At 75.9% G+C, this 16537-nt stretch carries 12 protein-coding genes; all 12 read left to right on the top strand.

Annotation, left to right across the window (positions count from 1 at the left end):
* The first annotated feature begins 16 nt into the window (after window positions 1–16).
* The 12 genes from I4I82_RS31760 (at window position 17) to I4I82_RS31815 (ending at window position 16415) form a co-directional block, all read left to right on the top strand.
* Entirely contained in the window at window positions 17–1246 is a 1230-nt protein-coding gene (locus I4I82_RS31760) for a lycopene cyclase family protein (RefSeq protein ID WP_226370366.1), read from the top strand.
* 85 nt (window positions 1247–1331) lie between these two features.
* Window positions 1332–1781, top strand: a complete 450-nt coding sequence (locus I4I82_RS31765) for a universal stress protein (protein WP_218592575.1) — start codon at window positions 1332–1334, stop codon at window positions 1779–1781.
* Window positions 1782–1784: 3 nt separating this feature from the next.
* Window positions 1785–2837 (top strand): adenylate/guanylate cyclase domain-containing protein, encoded by a 1053-nt coding sequence (locus I4I82_RS31770; protein WP_225920738.1) that lies wholly within the window; start codon window positions 1785–1787, stop codon window positions 2835–2837.
* Between the two features lie 51 nt (window positions 2838–2888).
* The gene (locus I4I82_RS31775; protein ID WP_218596339.1) at window positions 2889–3716 is read left to right on the top strand and encodes an arylamine N-acetyltransferase family protein; all 828 of its coding nucleotides are present in this window, start codon (window positions 2889–2891) and stop codon (window positions 3714–3716) included.
* A gap of 126 nt (window positions 3717–3842) precedes the next feature.
* Complete coding sequence (gene mobA / locus I4I82_RS31780) at window positions 3843–4691, top strand: molybdenum cofactor guanylyltransferase (protein WP_218596340.1); 849 nt, start codon at window positions 3843–3845, stop codon at window positions 4689–4691.
* A gap of 19 nt (window positions 4692–4710) precedes the next feature.
* A complete protein-coding gene (locus I4I82_RS31785) occupies window positions 4711–6513 on the top strand; it encodes an aldehyde ferredoxin oxidoreductase family protein (protein ID WP_218596341.1) in 1803 nt (600 codons plus the stop codon).
* A gap of 73 nt (window positions 6514–6586) precedes the next feature.
* Window positions 6587–9523, top strand: a complete 2937-nt coding sequence (gene fdhF / locus I4I82_RS31790; RefSeq protein WP_218596342.1) for a formate dehydrogenase subunit alpha — start codon at window positions 6587–6589, stop codon at window positions 9521–9523.
* A complete protein-coding gene (locus tag I4I82_RS31795) occupies window positions 9524–11275 on the top strand; it encodes an NAD(P)H-dependent oxidoreductase subunit E (protein WP_218591977.1) in 1752 nt (583 codons plus the stop codon).
* Window positions 11276–11288: 13 nt separating this feature from the next.
* Window positions 11289–12524 (top strand): molybdopterin molybdotransferase MoeA, encoded by a 1236-nt coding sequence (locus I4I82_RS31800; protein WP_218596343.1) that lies wholly within the window; start codon window positions 11289–11291, stop codon window positions 12522–12524.
* A gap of 35 nt (window positions 12525–12559) precedes the next feature.
* A complete protein-coding gene (locus I4I82_RS31805) occupies window positions 12560–14473 on the top strand; it encodes a molybdopterin biosynthesis protein (protein ID WP_218591979.1) in 1914 nt (637 codons plus the stop codon).
* Window positions 14473–15309: a formate dehydrogenase accessory sulfurtransferase FdhD gene (gene fdhD / locus I4I82_RS31810; RefSeq protein ID WP_218591980.1), complete on the top strand. Its 837-nt coding sequence runs from the start codon at window positions 14473–14475 to the stop codon at window positions 15307–15309. Before I4I82_RS31805 ends, fdhD begins: the two co-directional genes overlap by 1 nt.
* A 74-nt stretch (window positions 15310–15383) precedes the next feature.
* Window positions 15384–16415 carry a LacI family DNA-binding transcriptional regulator gene (locus I4I82_RS31815; protein ID WP_218591981.1) on the top strand — a complete coding sequence of 344 codons (1032 nt, stop codon included), beginning with the start codon at window positions 15384–15386 and terminating at the stop codon, window positions 16413–16415.
* Window positions 16416–16537 lie beyond the last annotated feature (122 nt).

Genomic DNA, 16537 nt, shown 5'->3' on the forward strand with positions numbered 1-16537 from the left:
CGGGTACAACTTCGGTGTGAGCGCCTCCCCCACCGGCCCCGACGGGCACGGCCGCGGCGCCGACGACGTGCTGGTGGTCGGCGGCGGCCCCGCGGGGCGCGCGCTCGCCGCGGAGTGCGGGGCCCGGGGGCTGCGCACGACCCTGCTCGACCCCGCCCCCGCCCGGCCCTGGCCCGCGACCTACGGCGCCTGGGTCGACGAGCTGCCCGACCTGCCGGCCGGCGTCGTCGCCGCGCGGGCCGCGGGGCGGGCGGTGGCGCTCACCGCGCACCGGCTCGACCGCGAGTACGCCGTGCTCGACGTCCCCGCGCTGCGCGTCCACCTCGACGACGGCATGGACCGCGGCGGGGTGCGGGTCCGCGCCGGGCGGGCCGTCGGCTCCCCCGCGCCGGGGTCCGTCGCGCTCGCCGACGGCACCGTGCAGCGCGCGCGGCTGGTCGTCGACGCGGGCGGGCGCGCGCAGCCGCTCGACCCGGGCGCGCCGCGCCGGGTGCCGACCGAGCAGACCGCGTACGGCGTCACGGTCGACGCCGACGTCGCCGCGCCCGTCGTCGCCGACGGCGAGGCGCTGTTCATGGACTGGCGCCCCGACCACGGCGAGCCCGGTTGGCCGACCTTCCTCTACGCCATCCCGCTCGGCGGGGGGCGCGTGCTGCTCGAGGAGACCTCGCTGGCGCGACGCCCCGGCCTGCCGCTGCCCGTCCTGCGCCGGCGCCTGCACGCCCGGCTGCGCCGCCACGGCGTCGTCGTGCCCGGCGACGCCCCGGTGGAGAAGGTGTCGTTCCCGCTCGACCGCCCGCGCCACCGCGCACCGCACGTCCTCGGCTTCGGCGCGGCCGCGCCGCTGGTGCACCCGGCCACCGGCTTCAGCCTCGCCTCCGCGCTGGCGCTGGCCCCCGCGGTGGCCCGCGCCGCCGAGTGCGACGACCCGCTCGCCGCCGCCCGCGCCACCGTCTGGCCGCCCGCCGCCCGGGTGGTGCACCGCGTCCGGGGGGTCGGGCTGGAGGCGCTGCTGCGGATGCCCGCCGAGGAGGTCCCGGGCTTCTTCGAGGTGTTCTTCGGCCTGCCCGAGCGCCACCGCCGCGCCTACCTCTCCGGGCGCGACGACCTGCGCGGCACGCTCGTGACCATGACCGCGCTGTTCGGCTCGGCCGACGGGCGGCTGCGGCGCCGGCTCGTCGGACCGGCGCTGCTCCCGCGCCTGCGCGACAACGGCGAGGAGCGGGAGGCTGCCCCGATCGGGTGATCAGGGCGGTACGGCAACCCAGGGCAGTGCGGCAACCGGGTGCTACCCCGGGTAACCTCGGCGTCCCCGAGACGGAGGCTCCCCCATGTCCGCGTACCGCACCATCGTCGTCGGCACCGACGGTTCCGACACCTCGCTCGCCGCCGTCGACCGCGCCGCCGCCGTGGCCGCCGACAGCGCCGCCGAGCTGGTCATCGTCTGCGCGTACACCCCCGCGGGCCGCGGCGACACCGCGGGCGCCGAGGACGCGCTGAAGGACGAGGCCTACCTCGTCGTCGGGTGGACGCCGGCCGAGGAGACGTTGCGCACGGCCGAGGAGCGCGCCGCGAAGGCCGGCGCCGGGAACATCCGCACCGTCGCCGCCGACGGCGACCCCGTCGAGGTGCTGCGCACCGCCGCGCGCGACGCCGGCGCCGACCTGCTCGTCGTCGGCAACCGGGGACTCAACACGCTCTCGGGCCGCATCCTCGGCTCGGTGCCCTCGGACGTCGCGCGCCGCTCGGGCGTCGACGTGCTGATCGTCCACACCACCTGACCCTTGTCCGCGATCAGGCGCGGGTCCCGGTTCCTCGCCGGCGTCGGCCGACTGTTCTCCGGCGCGGTCGTCCGGCACGTCGCCGGGGACGGGCCGCTCGACGAGGCCGTCGAGGAGATCGTGCTCGGCGCGCCCCGCCGCTACACCCGCGCCGGGCTGGCCGAGGCCACCGACCTCGACGTCGACGAGGGCCGCCGGCTCTGGCGCTCGCTCGGGTTCGCCGAGGTCGGCGACGACGAGGTGCTGTTCACCGACCAGGACGTCGCCGCCGTCCGCCTGATGGCCGGGCTCACCGAGGCGGGCGTGCTGGAACCCGAGGTGCGCGAGGCCGTCGCGCGGGCGGTGGCGCAGTCGATGTCGCGGCTCGCGGAGTGGCAGGTCGGGATGCTGCGCCGGCTGCTGGAGGGCCACGGGCAGGACCTCACGCCGGTGGAGTCGCTGCAGGTGGCCGCAGCCGTCATCCCCGCGCTGGAGCAGCTGCAGAGCTACGTCTGGCGCCGCCACCTCGCCGCGACCGTGCACCGCATGCTGGCCACGGCCGCCGGGCCGGGCGACGGCAGCGACACCTGGCCGCTGGTCGTCGGGTTCGCCGACATGGTCGGCTTCACGCGCACGACCCGGAAGCGCTCGGCCGACGAGCTGTCGGAGATGATCGAGCGGTTCGGCTCGACCACCACCGAGGTGATCGCCGACGGCCGCGGGCGCATCGTCAAGACCGTCGGTGACGAGGTGCTGTTCGTCGCCGACGACGCCCCCGCCGCGGCGTCCATCGCGCTGGGGCTGCAGGAGCGCGTCCGGGCCGAGGACGTCCTGCCCCAGCTGCGGATCGGGCTCGCCGCGGGCCCCGTGCTGACCCGCTACGGCGACGTCTACGGCGAGGTCGTCAACATCGCCTCCCGGCTGACGACGCACGCGCGGCCCGACACGGTCCTCGTCGACGACGCCGTGGCCGCCGCCCTGGCCGACGACGGACGCTTCCGCGTCCGCGCGCTGCGCCCGGTGTCGGTGCGCGGCTACCGGAGCCTGCACCCGTGGCTGCTGGAAGACCGCTCCTGACCTGACCGCGCTCTTGACCTGCAGGCGGGTGCAGCGGGCACGCTGCACCCCATGAGCGACCGCTACTTCGCCCGGATCGGCCTCCCCGCCCCGGCCGCCCCCGACCTCGCGGCGCTGCGCGACGTCGTCGCCGCCCACACGCGGACCATCCCGTTCGAGAACCTCGACCCGCTGACCGGCCGCGACGTCGACATCTCCCCCGACGCCGTCACGGCCAAGCTCGTCGACGGCGGCCGCGGCGGCTACTGCTTCGAGCACAACACGCTGCTGCGCTCGGTCCTCGACGGGCTCGGCTACCGCGTCACCGGGCTCGCCGCGCGGGTCGTGTGGGGCGTCCCGCCCGGCGCCGCCCCCACCCCGCTGAGCCACATGCTGCTGCGCGTCGAGCTGCCCGAGGGCCCGCACCTCGTCGACGTCGGGTTCGGCGGGCAGACCCTCACCGGTGTGCTCGCGCTCGTCCCGGACCTCACGCAGGAGACACCGCACGAACCGTTCCGGGTGCACCTGGACCCGGACTCCGACGGGGTGCACGAGATGCAGGCCCGCATCGGCGACGAGTGGCGGCCGATGTACCGGTTCGACCTGCGGCCCGCGCCGGAGATCGACTACGAGGTCGGCAACTGGTACGTCTCGCGCCACCCCCGCTCCGGCTTCGTCACCGGGCTGCGGGCCGGGCGGGCGGCGCCGGACCGGCGGTTCGCGCTGGGTGGCGTGCTCGCGGGCGGCGGCGCCGCGCTGTCGGTGCACCACCTCGGCGGGCCGAGCGAGCGCCGGGACCTGGGCTCGGCGGCCGAGCTCCGCGAGGTCCTGGAGCGCGACCTGCTGATCGACACCTCCGGCCTGCCCGACCTCGACGAGCACCTGGCCCGCTTCTTCTGAGGCAGCGCCGAACCCGGAGCTCGCACACAGCCTGCGGGGCTCGCACACAGCCTGCGGGGCTCACACACAGGGCCGGACCTGTGTGCCGCCCCCGGGATGTGTGTGCGAGCCGCCTACGATCCCGGTATGGGCGACGTCACGGCCGGGGTCGTGCTCTCCGGGGGCCGCTCGTCGCGCATGGGCACGCCGAAGGCGGCGCTCGAGTGGCACGGTTCGACGCTGCTGCACCGCACGGCGGCGCTGCTCGCCCGCACCGTCGACGGCCCTGTGCTCGTCGTCGCCTCGCCGGGGCAGGAGCTGCCCGCGCTGCCCGCGGGCGTCGAGGTGGTGGAGGACCCCGTCGAGGGCGTCGGCCCGATGCAGGGCATCGCCACCGGCCTGACCGCGCTGCGCGACCGGGCGGGCACCGCGTTCGTCTGCTCCACCGACATGCCGTTCCTGCACCCCGCGTTCGTCGGTGCGGTGCTGCGCGCGGCCGAGCCGGGCGTCGACGTGGCGCTGCCGTTCGCCCGCGGCTTCCGCCAGCCCCTCGCCGCGGCCTACCGCACCGGGCTCGCGGACCTGATCACCTCGCTCATCGCCCAGGGACGCAGCCGCCCCGGGATGCTCTACGAGCACTGCACCGTCGCCCGCCTCGACGACGCCGACCTGCTCGCCGACCCCGCCGTCGCCCGGCTCGACCCGGACCTCGACTCGGTGCTCAACGTCAACGAGCCCGACGACTACACCGCCGCCCGGGCCCGACCGCCCGCCGACGTCGTCGTCCAGTGCTTCGGCGCGCTGGCGGGCGGGGGCAGGCGCGGGCAGCGCACCGTCGCCGCGGCCACGCTGGGCGCCGCCGCGCAGGCGCTCGGGCTGGAGCTCGACCGGCACGTCGTCGCCGCCCTGAACGGCGACCGCATCACCCGCGAACCCCTGCTGCCCCTGGTCGCCGGCGACTCGGTGGCGTTCCTGTCGGCGGACGCGGGGGGCTGAGGCGCGTACGGTCGCCGGTATGACGGCGGGCGGGTACTTCGGGCGGGCCCTGGTCGTCGACGTCGACGGCACCACCGCCACCGGCACCGCGCTCCCCCTCTCCGACGAGGTGCTCCGCGCCTACCTCGGCGGGGTCGGGCTCGGCACCTGGCTGCTGCACCGCCTGGCCCCGGCCGGGGTCGACCCGCTCGCGCCGGAGGCACCGCTGGCGTTCGTGTTCTCCCCGCTCGTCGGCACCCCGCTGACGACGAGCGCGAAGTTCGCCGTCGTCGCGAAGTCGCCGCTGACGGGGCTGCTGACCGACGCGCTGGCGTCCAGCCGGTTCGCGATCGCCGGCAAGCTGACGGGCCACGACGCCATCGTGCTGCGCGGCCGCGCCGCGGAGCTCTCGGTGGTCGTCGTCGACGGCGACGGCGCCCGCCTCGAACCCGCGCCCGAGCTGGCCGGCCTGCCCGCCGCCGACGCCGAGACCGCGGTCCGCGAGCGCTTCGGGCGCGGCTGGAGCACCGCCGCGATCGGCCCGGCGGGCGAGGCGGGCGTCCGCTACGCCACGGTCAGCCACGACGGCCGCCACGCGGGGCGGGGCGGGCTCGGGGCGGTGCTGGGGGCGAAGAACGTCAAGGCGGTGCTGGTCCGGGCCGCCACGCGCGCCGAGGTCGCCGACCCCGCCGCGGTGCTGGCCGCCGCGAAGGACCTGCGCGAGCGCAGCTTCGGCCCGGCCACGGCCAAGTACCGGGAGCTGGGCACGCTCGCGAACCTGCTCGCCTTCAACGCCGTCTCGACGCTGCCGACCCGCAACTTCACCGCCGCCACGTTCGACGGCGCGCACCGCCTCGCCGCCGAGGAGCTCCACGAGCTGCGCGGCGTGGCCCGCAACAGCTGCGCGTCCTGCTCGATCGGCTGCGAGCACATCTACTCGCGCAAGGGCGGCGGCAGCCAGCGCATGGAGTACGAGAACGTGTTCGCGCTCGGGCCGATGTGCGGGGTGTCCGACCCCGACGACGTGTTCGCCGCGTCGGCCCGCTGCGACGAGCTGGGCCTGGACACGATCTCGGCGGGCGGCACGGTCGCGTGGGCCATGGAGTGCGCCGAGCGCGGGATCATCGACGCGCCGTGGCTGCGCTTCGGCGACGGTGCCGCCCTGCTGCGCGCGCTGGACCTCATCGGCCGCCGCGAACCCGGCCTGGGTGCGCTGCTCGCGCTCGGGTCGCGGGCGGCGGCACACGTCGTCGGGCAGGGGTCGATCGACTTCGCGCCGCAGGTCAAGGGCCTGGAGCTGCCCGGGTACGAGCCCCGGACGCTGCAGGCGATGGCGCTGGGCCTGGCCGTCAACTCCCGCGGCGCCGACCACAACCGCTCCGGCGCCTACGAGGCCGACCTCTCCGGCGAGCACGACCGGCTCGACGGCGGCGCCGCGCACGTGGCCGCGGCCGTCGGCACCGAGGACCGGGCCGCGGTGATGGACTCCATGATCCTCTGCAAGTTCCTCCGGGGGGTCTTCACCGAGCCCTTCGACGAGTGGGCCGCGCTGCTGGCGCCGGTCACCGGCTGGGACGTCGACGCCGACGAGCTCCGCGCGGTCGCCCGGCGGATCGTCGCGGCCAAGCGCGCGTTCAACGCCCGCGAGGGCGCGACGGCCGCCGACGACACGCTCCCGGCCCGGATGCTGCAGACGCCGCTGGAGCTGGCGTCGGGTCGCACGGCCACCCTCACGGCCGACCGGCTCGCGACGATGGTCGCCGGCTACTACACCGCCCGCGGCCTCGACGGGACCGGGCGCCCCGGCCCGGACGCCGCCGCGGACCTCCTGCTCGACGGGTGAGGCGGGGAGCGCCGGACCGGCGTCCGGTCCTCTAGTGTCGGGTGGCCGCCATCACCGCCGACCGGGGGACCACATGACGACGCTGCAGGAACCGCCGGCACCCACGTCGGCCCCGACCGTCACCGCCACGATCGACGGGCGCGAGGTCACCGTCGCCGAGGGCACCACGATCTTCGACGCCGCCAGGCGGGCCGGGGTGGACATCCCGGTGCTGTGCCACGACGAGCGCTACGACCCCGTCGGCGTCTGCCGCATGTGCGTGGTCGACACGGGCGGCCGGGTGTTCGCCGCGGCCTGCGTGCGGCCCTGCGAGGACGGGATGGAGGTCGTCACCACCTCCGAGGAGCTCGACCGCAGCCGCGCGGTGCTGACCGAGCTGCTGGTCGCCGACCAGCCCCCGATCGCCGAGGACCCGAAGCAGACCACCACCGGCGACAACCTGCTGCTGGCGCTGGAGCAGGGCCTCGGCGTCGAACGGGGAGCGCTGCCGTGCGGGTCGGGACGCGGGACCGACTCGTCGAACCCGGTCATCGACGTGAACCACGACGCCTGCATCCTCTGCGACCGCTGCGTGCGCGCCTGCGACGACATCCAGGGCAACGACGTCATCGGCCGCACGGGCAAGGGCTACGCCACCCGGATCGCCTTCGACCTCGACGACCCGATGGGCGCCTCGTCCTGCGTCACCTGCGGCGAGTGCGTGCAGGCCTGCCCGACCGGCGCGCTGACGAACAAGTCGATCCGCGACATCGCGATCCGCCCGCGCGAGGAGCTCGACGCCGTCGAGTCCGTCTGCCCCTACTGCGGCGTCGGGTGCGCCATCACCTACCGCGTCGACCGCGAGCAGAACGCGATCTCCTTCGCCGAGGGCCGCGACCAGCCCGGCTCGCAGAGCCGGCTGTGCGTCAAGGGCCGCTACGGCTGGGACTACGCCGCCTCGCCGCAGCGCCTGACGGTCCCGCTGATCCGGGTCGACGCCGCCTACCCGAAGGGCCCGCTGTCGGCCGACGTCCGCGGCGAGGGCACGGGCGACCGGGCCACCGGCCGGGGGGACGCCGACGACGACCGGGGCCGCGGCGGGGGCGGCGGGGACCGCAGCCGCAAGCCCGGCGACAAGCGCGGCGGCCACCGCAAGCCCGGCGGGCTCGTCGACTACGACGAGGTGCTGCCGCACTTCCGCGAGGCCACCTGGGAGGAGGCGCTCGACCTCGTCGCGCGCCGGCTGCGCGAGATCCACGCCGAGGGCGGGCCGGAGTCGATCGCCGGGTTCGGCTCGGCGAAGTGCTCCAACGAGGAGGCCTACCTCTTCCAGAAGCTGGTCCGCACCGGCTTCGGCACCAACAACGTCGACCACTGCACGCGCCTGTGCCACGCGTCGTCGGTGGCGGCGCTGTTCGAGGGCGTCGGCTCGGGCGCGGTGTCCACCACCTACGGCGACGTCGTCAACGCCGACGTGGTGATCATCACCGGCTCCAACCCGACGGCGAACCACCCCGTCGCGTCGAGCTTCTTCAAGCAGGCCCGGCGCCGCGGCACGAAGATCATCTACGTCGACCCGAGGGCGTCGACGGTCGCCGAGCACGCCGACATCCACATCCAGCTCAAGCCGGGCACCGACGTCGCGTTCTACAACGCGGTGATGCACGAGGTGATCCGGCTGGGGCTGATCGACCGGGAGTTCATCGCGTCGCGCACGTCGAACTACGACGAGCTCGCCCGCACCGTCGCCGACTACCCGCCCGAGCGCGCCGCGCAGATCACCGGGGTCGACGCCGACTCGATCCGGGAGGTCGCGCGCACCTGGGGCGAGGCGGGCGCCGGGGTCGTCTACTGGGGCATGGGGATCTCCCAGCACACCACCGGCACCGACAACGCCCGCTGCCTGATCGCGCTGTGCTCGATCACCGGCAACGTCGGGCGCCCGGGCACCGGGCTGCACCCGCTGCGCGGGCAGAACAACGTCCAGGGCGCCTCGGACGCCGGGCTGATCCCGATGTTCTACCCCGACTACCAGGGCGTCGACCGCGAGGCGACGCAGGCGCGGTTCGAGCAGGCCTGGGGCACCCCGCTCAACCCGCAGCGCGGGCTGACGGTCACCGAGATCATCTCCAGCGCGCTGCAGCCCGACGGCGGCGTGCGCGGCATGTACATGCTGGGCGAGAACCCGTTCCTGTCCGACCCCAACATCAACAAGGTGCGCAAGGCGCTGTCGGCCCTGGACTTCCTGGTCGTGCAGGACATCTTCCTCACCGAGACCGCCGAGTTCGCCGACGTGATCCTCCCGGCCACCTCCTACCTGGAGAAGGACGGCACCTACACCAACACCGACCGGCGCGTGCAGCTCGGACGCAAGGTGCTCGACGCGCCGGGGCAGGCCCGGCCCGACTGGGAGATCGTCCAGGACATCGCGCAGCGCGTCGGCCTGGACTGGGCCTACGGCTCGCCCAGCGAGGTGTTCGACGAGATGGTCGCGCTGATGCCGTCCTACGCGAACCTCGCGCACGGCAACCTCGGTTCGTCCGGCAAGCTCTACCCCAACGCCGATCCCGAGCACACCGACGGCACGGTGGTGATGTTCGTCGAGCGCTTCAACACCGACGACGGTCTCGCGCACCTGGTGCCCGCCCAGTGGCTGCCGCCCAAGGAGCTCCCGGACGGCGAGTACCCGCTGGTCCTCAACACCGGGCGCCTGCTGGAGCACTGGCACACCGGCTCGATGACGCGGCGCTCCTACGCCCTCGACGCGATCTCCCCGGTCGCGGAGGTCTACATGCACCCCAAGGACGCGGCCGAGCGCGGGATGGCGCACGGGCAGCGGGTGCGGGCGCGGTCGCGGCGCGGGCAGATCGAGCTGCAGGTGCGGATCAGCCACCGCGAGCAGCTGGGCAACGTCTTCATCCCGTTCCACTTCCGCGAGGCCGCGGCCAACCTGCTGACGATCGACGAGGTCGACCCGTTCGGCAAGATCCCCGAGTTCAAGTTCTGCGCCGTGCAGGTGGAGGTTCTCTGAATGACCGAGACGGCCGATCGAGGGGTCACCGAGCGGGCGGGTGAGGTGCGCGCCCGGCGCGTGCCCGGCGTCGAGGCGCGGGCGGGCAAGTTCCCCGGCCCGTCGCTGATCCCCGCGCTCACCGCGATCCAGGCCCGGCTGGGCTGGCTGCCGCGCGAGGAGCTGGAGGAGCTGGCCCGCGAGGCCCGCCGCCCCCGGTACGAGATCGAGGGGCTCGTCTCGTTCTACCCGCACTTCCGCACCTCGCCCCCGCCCGCGGTCGCGCTGCACGCCTGCCACGACCTGCCGTGCTACCTGCGCGGCGGCGAGGAGCGGATCGCGGAGCTGCGGGAGCGGTTCGGCGAGGGCGGCCCCGACAACCCGGGCGACGTCGAGCTCGTCGAGGTGTCCTGCCTGGGCCGCTGCGACGTCGCCCCCGCGGTGGCGGTGAACGAGCGGCCCGCCGCGCTGTCCGACGTCGACGACCTGGTGGCCGCGGCGCGCGCCGGCGGCGTCGGCGACGCCGCCGCGAAGGGGCGCGAGGAGCCGTGGCCCAACGACCCGTACCCGGCCGGCACCGGCGCCGCGCAGCGCTACGCGACCCTGCGCGCGCTGCGCGCCGGGGAGACCGACGCCGACGCGGTCGTCGCGGCGCTGAAGGACTCCGGCCTGCGCGGGATGGGCGGCGCCGGCTTCCCGACCGGGCAGAAGTGGGACCTGGTCCGTGGCGCGCAGCCCGGCTCCACCAAGTACGTCATCTGCAACGCCGACGAGTCCGAGCCCGGCACGTTCAAGGACCGCCAGATCCTCGCCACCCAGCCGCACCTGGTGCTGGAGGGGCTGCTCGTCGCGATGGAGGTCGTCGACGCGCAGGAGGGCTGGGTCTTCATCCGGCACGAGTACGGGCCCGAGGAGCACGTGCTGCGCGCGGAGATCGACGCGCTGCGCGAGGCCGGGCTCGTCGGTCCCGGGCGGCAGGTCGACGTGTTCGTCTCCCCCGGCGGCTACATCCTCGGCGAGGAGACCGCGCTCTTGGAGTGCATGGAGGGCCACCGGGGCGAGCCCCGCAACAAGCCCCCGTTCCCCGGCAGCTACGGCCTGCACGGGCGCCCGACGCTGATCAACTCGGTGGAGACGTTCGCCGACGTCCCGGTGATCGTGCAGCGCGGCGCGCAGTGGTGGGCCGACCAGGGCCTCGGCGAGTCGGTGGGGTGGAAGTTCTTCGCCGTGTCCGGGCACGTGGAGCGCCCCGACGTCTACTGCGTGCCGATGGGCACCACCGTCGGTGCGCTGATCGAGCTGGCCGGGGGCGTGTCGGAGGGCCGCGCGCTCGGGGCGGTGCAGCCCGGCGGCGCCTCGTCGAACTTCATCGGGCCCGAGCGCCTCGGCACGGCGCTCGACTTCGGCAGCGCCGCGGAGGCGGGCACGATGCTCGGCTCGGGGGCCCTCGTGGTGCTGGCCGAGGGCAGCGACCTGCTGGCCGCGTCCACGAACGTGCTGCGCTTCTTCCGCAACGAGTCGTGCGGCAAGTGCGTGCCGTGCCGGGTGGGGTCGACGAAGGCGCACGAGCTGCTGGTCGGGCGCTCGGAGCTCGACGACGACGAGCGCGCGCAGATCCTGCGGCTGGAGGAGGCGATGCGCAAGACCAGCATCTGCGGCCTCGGCCAGGTCGCGCTCGGTCCGGTGGTCAGCGTGCTCGGGCTCGACAAGGGCGGTGCCGCGGCCCGCGACCAGCCCAAGCCCGGTGGCGAGCCCGCGCAGCCCGACCGATGACCGGTCGTCCCTCGTGCGCGTCGGGGACGGAGTGAGCGGGCGGGAGTTCTTCACCGCCCGCACCGTCGCCGAGGCGCTGGCCGGGTTCGCCCCGGCCCGCCGCACGGCCGTGGAGACGGTCGCGGCGGCGGACGCCCGCCACCGCGTCCCGGCCGCGCCCGTGCGGTCGGCCGCCGCCCTGCCCGGGTTCGCGAAGTCCACCGTCGACGGCTTCGCCGTGCGCGCCGCCGACACCTACGGCGCGTCGGAGGGCCTGCCCTCCTACCTCGATCTGGCCGGTGCGGTGCGGATGGGCCGCGCGCCGACCGTCGCCGTGCCGCCCGGCGGCGCCGTCGCGATCCCGACCGGCGGCGTGCTTCCCGAGGGCGCGGACGCCGTCGTGATGGTGGAGCACACCGCGGAGACGATGCCCGGCACGATCGAGGTGACGCGCCCGGTCGCGCCCGGGGCGGGCCTGGTCCGCGCCGACGAGGACGTCGCCGCGGGCGGTGAGCTGGTGCGCGCCGGTCGGCCCCTGCGCGCCCCCGACCTCGGGCTGCTCGCCGCGGCGGGCGTCACCGAGATCGCCGTGCACGCGCGGCCCCGGGTCGTGGTCCTGTCCACCGGCGACGAGGTCGTGCCCCCGTCGACGCGCGAGCTCGCGCCCGGCCAGGTCCGCGACGCCACCGCCTCGGCGCTGGCCGCGCTCGTGGCCGACGCGGGGGGCGTCCCGGAGCTCGCCGGGATCGTGGGCGACGAGCCGGGCGCGCTCACCGCGGCGCTGCGCGACGTGCTCCCGCGCGCCGACCTCGTGGTCGTGTCCGCGGGCAGCTCGGTCGGCACCCGCGACGAGACGGCAGGCGCGGTCGCGGCGCTGGGCGAGGTGTGGTGCCACGGCCTCGCGATCCGGCCGGGCAAGCCGACGCTGCTCGCGGAGTGCGGCGGCGTCCCCGTGGTCGGGCTGCCCGGGAACCCGCTGTCGGCGCTGGTGGTGTTCGGGCTCGTCGGCGTGCCGCTGGTGTGGCGCCTCGCCGGGGCGCAGGCGCCGCCGCAGCCCGGCACCCGGGCGCACCTGGCCCGGGACGTCGCCTCCGCGGCGGGCCGGCTCGACGTCGTGCAGGTCGAGCTGCGCGACGGGCGGGCGCACCCCGTGTTCGGGCCGTCGGCGCTGCTGTCGGTGCTCACCCGCGCCGACGGGTACGTCGTGGTGCCCGAACCCGCGACCGGGCTCGCCGAGGGCACCGAGGTGACCGTCACCCTGCACCGGTGACCATGGGCGCCCCCGGCGCGGTTACCGTCGGTGCGGTGACCCGCACGAGCCCTTTCGTCTCCGACGTCCCCACCGCCGAGGCGACGGCGGCGTGGCGGGCGGCGTGCGCGGCGGCCGGGTGCCCGGAGCGGACGGGCACCGAGCAGGTGCCGGTGGCCGGCGCCGTCGGGCGCGTCCTCGCCGAGCCGGTGTGGGCGCTGCGCTCCTCTCCCGCCTTCGACTCGGCCGCGATGGACGGGATCGCGGTCCGCGCGGCCGACACGGTGGGCGCCGCCGACACCACGCCGGTGCTGCTCGCCGACTTCGCCGTCGTCGACACGGGCGACCCGATGCCCGCGGGCTACGACGCCGTGGTGATGCGCGAGCACGTGCACCACACCGCCGACGGGCGCGCCGAGCTGCGCGCCGCCGTGCCGCCCTACGAGCACGTGCGCTCGATCGGCGAGGACATCAGCGCCACGGAGCTGCTGCTCCCGGCCGGGCACCGGATGCGGCCCGTCGACATCGCGGCGGCCGCGGCGGCGGGGGCCGTGGCGCCGACGGTGCACCGCAGGCCGCACGTGGTGGTGATCCCGACCGGCGACGAGATCCGCCCGGTCGGCAGCGAGCCCGGCCCGGGCGAGATCCTCGACACCAACTCGATCATGTTGGTCGCGCAGGCCCGCGAGGCCGGGTGCACGGCCGCGGCGACGGAGATCGTCCCGGACGACCCGGAGCGGATCACCGCGGCGCTGCGCGCGGCCGCGGAGGACGCCGACCTCGTCGTGCTCGTCGCCGGGTCCAGCGCCGGGCGCGACGACCACACCGCCCGCGTCGTCGCCGGGGCCGGGACGCTGGCCGTGCACGGGGTGGCGGTGCGGCCCGGGCACCCGGTCGTCCTGGGCGCGGTCGACGGCGGCACCCCCGTCCTCGGGGCACCCGGCTACCCCGTGTCGGCCGCGCTGACGTTCGAGATCTTCGCCCTGCCGCTGCTCGCCGCGCTGGAGGGCGCCGCCCCGCGCGAGCGCCCCTCGACGACCGCCCGCCTCGCGCGCAAGCTGGCCTCGGCGATCGGCTCCGACGACTGGGTCCGCGTGCGGCTGGGCCGCGTCGGCGGCGAGGTCGTCGCCACCCCGCTGCCGCGCGGCGCCGGGGTGCTCACCTCGCTGGTGCGCGCCGACGGCCTGCTCGTCGTGCCGGCCGGGGTGGAGGGCCACCACGCGGGCGAGCGGGTGCGGGTCGAGCTGCTGCGCGGGCTCGCGGAGATCGCGCGCACGATCGTCGCCATCGGCTCGCACGACCTGGTCCTCGACATGGCCTCGTCCGCCCTGCGCTCCGCCGACCCGCTGCTCACGCTCGCCTCGTCCAACGTCGGGTCGCTCGGCGGGCTGGTCGCGCTGCGCGACGGCCTGTGCCACCTCGCCGGGTCGCACCTGCTCGACCCCGCGACCGGCACCTACACGCTGCCCTACGTCGACCGCCTGCTCGGCGACCTCGACGTCGCCGTCGTCCGCCTCGTGCACCGCGACCAGGGCCTGATCGTCGCGCCGGGCAACCCCCTGGGGCTGACCGGGATCGACGACCTGGTCCGCCCGGGCCTGCGCTACGTCAACCGCCAGCGCGGCGCCGGCACCCGCGCCCTGCTCGACCACGAGCTGGGCGCGCGCGGCGTCGACCCGTCGGCGGTGCCGGGCTACGCCCGCGAGGAGCACACGCACCTCGCCGTGGCCGCCGCGGTCGCCGCCGGGCGCGCCGACGCCGGGCTCGGCATCCTGGCCGCCGCCCGCGCGTTCGGGCTGGACTTCGTGCCGGTCGCGCAGGAGCCCTACGACCTGGTGGTCCGCGCCGACGCGCTGGACGACCCGCTGCTCGCGCCGCTGTGGGCGCTGCTCGACGACCCGGCGTTCCGGGGTGGGATCGAGGCCCTCGGTGGGTACTCGTGCGTGGAGACGGGGAGAAGGGTGCGCTGATGGGGCGATTGAGCGTCCGCAGGCCGGTCGTGCGGATCGGGCCGGGCGGCGCGAAGCGCGCGCTCGACACCCTCGCCGCCGAGGAGCCGCTCGAGCTGCGCGTCGACGGGAAGCCGCTGTCGGTCACGATGCGCACACCCGGGCACGACGTCGAGCTCGCGCACGGGTTCCTGCTCACCGAGGGCGTGCTCGGTTCGGCGTCCGACGTGGTCACCGCGCGCTACTGCGATTCCTTCGACGGCCGCCCGGGGGAGGATCGGGGCCGCAACACCTACAACGTCCTCGACGTGGCGCTGGCCCCCGGCGTCGAGCCACCGGACGCGAGCCTGGAGCGCAACTTCTACACGACCTCGTCGTGCGGGGTGTGCGGCAAGGCGAGCCTCGACGCGGTGCGGCTCAAGACCCGCTTCTCCCCCGCCGCCGACCCGCTGGCGGTCACGCCCGCCGTGCTCAGCACGCTGCCCGACGCCCTGCGCGGCGCGCAGAAGCTGTTCGACTCCACCGGCGGCCTGCACGGCGCCGGCCTGTTCACCGCCGACGGGGAGCTGCTCGTGGCGCGCGAGGACGTCGGCCGGCACAACGCCGTCGACAAGGTGCTCGGCTGGGCGCTGCTGAAGGACCGCGTGCCCGCCGCCGGCACGGTGCTCATGGTGTCGGGCCGGGCGTCGTTCGAGCTGGTCCAGAAGGCCGTGATGGCCGGGGTGCCGCTGCTCAGCGCGGTGTCGGCGCCCAGCTCGCTCGCCGTCGAGCTGGCCCAGGACGCAGGCGTCACGCTCGTCGGGTTCCTGCGCGGGGAGACGATGAACGTCTACAGCCACGACGCCCGCGTGACCTGAGCCCGGGCCCGCGGCCGCACCTGCGACGATGACCCCGGTGGTGCCGGTCGGCACCTGTGCGGACCGGAGGACGGATGTCGGGGCGGGACGGGCGCGGCGCGCCCACGCTGGAGTCGGTCGCGGCGCTGGCCGGGGTGTCGCGGGCGACCGCGGGCCGGGTGCTGTCGGGGTCGACCAAGGTCGGTCCGCGGGCGCGCGACGCCGTGCTGGCCGCCGCCGCCGAGCTGCACTACGTCACCAACCGGGCCGCACGCTCGCTCATGACGCGGCGCAGCGACTCGATCGCGTTCGTCGTCGCGGAGTCCGAGGACCGGTTCTTCGCCGACCCCTACTTCTCGCAGGTCCTGCACGGGGCGCACGCCGTCGTCGCCCGCCACGACATGCAGCTCGTGTTCGCCGTGGTCAGCGGCGACGACACCGAGCGCCAGCGCTTCGAGCGCTTCGCGCTGGGCGGCCACCTCGACGGCGCCATCCTGGTCTCCCTGCACGGCGACGACCCGCTCCCCCGCCGCCTGCAGGACGCCGGCGTGCCCGTGGTGCTGTCCGGGCGGCCGTTCGCCCACCAGTCGCGCACGCCGCTCACCTACGTCGACGCCGACAACGTGGGCGGGGCGATGGCCGCCGTCCGGCTGCTCGCCCAGCAGGGCCGGCGGCGGATCGCGACGATCACCGGCCCGCTCGACATGGCCGCCTCGGTCGACCGCGTCGACGGGTTCCGGGCCGAGCTGGCCGCCCACGACGTCGTCGACGCTGGCAGCGTCGACGGCGACTTCAGCATCGTCGGGGGCCGCCGCGCGATGGCCGACCTGCTCGCCGCCGACCCCCTGATCGACGCCGTGTTCGCCGCGAACGACCTGATGGCGGTGGGTGCGCTGCAGGCGGTGCGCGAGGCGGGCAGGCGCGTGCCGGAGGACGTGGCGGTGGTCGGCTTCGACGACTCCGCGATCGCCGTCTCCGCCCAGCCCCCGCTCACGACCGTGCGCCAGCCGATGGTCGAGATGGGCCGGACGCTGGCCACGCTGCTGCTCGACCAGATCACGCACGGCGGCGAGCCGCAGGCCCCGGTGATCCTGCCGACGGAGATCGTCCGGCGCGACTCCGCGTGAGCCCGCCCGTTCCCCGTCCACCGCTTCGTGAGAGCGCTCTCTTGACATCCCACCGCCAGGGGGCCACTCTCCTCCTCACGGTGTGAGCGCGCTCTCACGAGAGACGCCCCTATCGCCGACGA

The sequence above is a fragment of the Pseudonocardia oceani genome, from assembly GCF_019263585.2.
In the GTDB taxonomy this organism is placed as follows: Bacteria; Actinomycetota; Actinomycetes; order Mycobacteriales; family Pseudonocardiaceae; genus Pseudonocardia; species Pseudonocardia oceani.